This window comes from Actinosynnema sp. NPDC023658, assembly GCF_040639995.1.
Lineage (GTDB): Bacteria > Actinomycetota > Actinomycetes > Mycobacteriales > Pseudonocardiaceae > Actinosynnema.
Genome location: NZ_JBFAAX010000644.1, coordinates 1 through 3,257, shown reverse-complemented (window position 1 = coordinate 3,257; position 3,257 = coordinate 1). Strand labels below are relative to the sequence as shown.

Here is a 3,257-nt window from a genome sequence, read left to right as displayed (position 1 = left end):
GCGCAGCTCGGCCCGCCGCCGGGCCGCCGACGGGCCGCGCACCTTGGACGGCTGGTGGTGCGCCACCACGTCGTCGACGTAGCAGCACGTCCACCCGGCCGCCGCCAGGTCCCAGGAGAACAGCCGCTCCTCGCCGGGGAAGAACAGCACCGGGTTGAACCCGCCCACCCGCAGGAAGGCCTCCCGGCGCACGATCGAGGCGCAGCAGACGAAGCCCAGCACCGAGGGGCCGGGCAGGTCGTCGTCCCGGCCCAGCGGTGAGTCGGCCATGACCGCGCACACCGGGTCCAACCGGCCTTCGGGTTCGACCACGACCCGTGCGGCGACCAGCCCCAGCCCCGGGTGCCGCTCGAACAGCTCCTCGGCCTTCGCCGGCGCGTCCGGCGCCCACCAGGAGTCGTCGTCGCTGAACGCCACGTACGGCGTGCGGGTCAGCCGGACGCCGTGGTTGCGGGCCGACGCGCCCACGTTGCGCCCCAGCTCCACCACCCGCACCCACGGGAACTCCCGGCGCACGCGCGCCACCGTGCCGTCGGAGGAGCCGTTGTCCACCACGATCACCGGCACCGACAGCCCGCTCAGGCGGTCCAGGGTGTGCAGCAACTCCGCCACGCGGTCACGCGTGGCGATCACGACCGTCGTGCGAGCCATCCCCGACTGCTACCCGCGGTGCCGGCGACCACACCTCGCCCCGCTCACCACTTCGGGTGATCCGCGGCCCCAAGTGGGTCACGCGACCGCCGGTCACCGGTGCGGGCCGCAGGCGGTGATCCGGTACAGCCGGGACTCCCCCGACCGGTCGACCAGCTCGAAGCCCTTCGCGTCCTGCACGCCCGCGATGCCGCCGTACCGGCCGCCGAGCGTGTTCGGCTCCTGCTTGCCGATCAGCACGTGGCCGACCCGCTGGCGCGCGAGCGCCCGGCAGACCTCCGGATCGGTCGCCGCTTCCCGCAGGTGCTGCCCGAGGTAGGCCTCGTCGGGGTCGGCGGAGACCAGGAAGTGCGGGAACACCACCTCGCGGTCCGCGAGCGCCCACAGCATCACGCTGCCGTCGAACGGGTTGCCGATGACGCGGCCGTCCTCCGGGATGTCGTCCGCGATCCGCGCGTAGAACGCCCGCATCTCGTCCGTCACCAGCTTCTGCGCCTCGACGCGCGGGTAGGTGACCGAGATGCGGCCCTCCCGGTCGGTCGGGTTGAGACCACCGGTCACGACGGCCAGCAGCGCGGTGAGCGCGACGGCGACGGCGGCCTGCGGCGCCCGCACGCGGGCCCGCAGCGCGGTGGCGACGGCGAGGACCCCGGCCACGGCGAGGGGCACGGCGGTGATCGGCAGCATGGCCGCGAGCCGGTGCGAGTCGTTGAACCAGTAGCCGGTGAGCAGCCGCGTGTCCGGTCGGTTCAGGCTCGCCGCCAGCACGAACAGCAGCGCGCTCACCAGGTGCGCGGCCAGGACCCACCGCAGCGCGGGGAACCGGCGGGCGGTGCACGCGCCGATGACCACCAGCGCCGACAGCAGCCACAGCGCCTCCCGGTGGTTGGTGGCGTTGAGCAGCACCTCACCGACCGCGTTGGCCGGGGTCTCGATCGGTGCCCAGTCCCAGTTCCTGGCCCCTGCGAACACCGGGGAGGTCGACGACCACAGCCACCCGCCCAGGACCACGGCCACGAACGCGGCGCACTCGACGACACCACGTCTGTTGCCCAGTCGCCGCGCCCGCAGGAAGACCGCCGCGCCGACCGGGAACAGCGCCAGCGCGACGAGCGTGAACAGCACGTTCGGGTGGGCGAACCCGGCCGCCACCGCGGCGACCGCGAGCAGCAGCCACGCGCGCGGCCTGCCGATCGCGTCGTCCCGCACCCAGCCGGCCAGGGTCAGCACGAGCGCGAACGCCGCCGGCGCGAGCGCCATGCCGAGCAGGTTGGGCCACAGCACGCCCCAGCCGAACAGGTCCCACGGCGCTGCGGGGAAGGCCACGCTCAGCACGCCCGCGATGGCGAGCGCGGCGGTGTCGCGGCCGAACAGCTGGCGCACCAGCAGCAGGCACGACGCGGGCCACAGCAGCACCGTGACGGCCGCGCACAGCACGTTCGCGGTGACCGGGATCGACGAGCCGGTGGACATCATCACCAGCGAGCCGAAGTCGTGCCAGGCCGCCGGGTAGAACACGGCGGGCACCTCGGGGTTGCCGCGCGAGCCGAGCGACCGCGAGGACGCCCGGTGCGCGTCGTGCACGTAGGCCAGCGCGTTGTAGTGGAACGGCGTGTCGAACACCTGGGACAGGCTGTCCGGCGGCCCCACCGCGCGCATCACGCTGAACGCCGCCAGGGCGACCGCGACCAGCAACCCCACCGCGGCCACCGCGGTCAGCCGTCGCGGGTCGGGTCGTGCCGCCAGGAACTCCCTGCGCCGCAACAGGAACGCGCCGACCCCCACGACCAGCGCCACGACCGCGGCGGCCACGAGCGCCACCGGCACCGACCAGTCCACCCCCGCCGCCTCCGCGAGCACAGCGGTGGACGCGACCACCGCGGTGCTCACCAGCGGGGCGACCGCGAAGGCCGCGATCCCCCTCAGCCCCAGCGAGAGCGCCACCGGCAGCCCCGGTAACCACAACCACCCGACCGTGACGAGCACGGTCGGCGCGACCTCGAACCAGTTCACGCGATCCCCCATGTGCGCAGGGCAGCCACCGGCGCCTCACCGACGCCGGCGTGTGCGACTACCGTCGTTCGGGCCGCGCAGAAGTTCCACCGTCCCCCGACGCCCCCTCGGGCGCGGCCCTCGACTAAAGGTCGTCCGAGATCCCCCGAGGTTGAGCGGAGTCCGGTTTTCGGTCGGAAGTTCACCCTGACGGCGTCAGACCGACCGCTCGGTGAGCCCCGGGGTCGGCCGTCGGGGCACACCGCCCCCTGAGACCGGGCCGACGGGCACGGCGGTGGAGTCGCGGACGACGAGCCGGCAGGGGCTGATGTGACGGCCGGGCGCGGCCTCGCCGTTGATGGCGGCCAGGAGCAGGTCGGCCGCCGTCCGCCCCAGCTCCTCCAGCCCCATGTCCACGCTCGTCAGCGGCGGCTGGCAGGCCAGGGCCATGACGTCCCAGTTGTCGAAGCCGACCAGCGCCACGTCGTCGGGCACGCGCCGGCCCGCCGCCCGCAGCGCGTCGGCGACACCGCGGGGCGATCTGGTCGCTGCCGCAGAACACCGCGTCGAGGCCCCCCCCCCCCCCCCACACGGGTGGGCCGGGCCGCGGGCCC

The 3,257-nt window shown here is 74.6% G+C and carries 3 protein-coding genes; all 3 read right to left on the bottom strand.

Going from position 1 to position 3,257, the window contains the following annotated elements; translation table 11 throughout:
• Positions 1-651 (bottom strand): glycosyltransferase (locus AB0G02_RS32590; RefSeq protein ID WP_360801888.1); only part of this gene is annotated, 651 nt, incomplete at its 3' end.
• Between the two features lie 93 nt (positions 652-744).
• A complete protein-coding gene (locus tag AB0G02_RS32585) occupies positions 745-2,676 on the bottom strand; it encodes a DUF6541 family protein (RefSeq protein ID WP_360801885.1) in 1,932 nt (643 codons plus the stop codon).
• A gap of 183 nt (positions 2,677-2,859) precedes the next feature.
• Entirely contained in the window at positions 2,860-3,138 is a 279-nt protein-coding gene (locus AB0G02_RS32580; RefSeq protein WP_360801882.1) for a substrate-binding domain-containing protein, read from the bottom strand.
• Between the last annotated feature and the right edge of the window lie 119 nt (positions 3,139-3,257).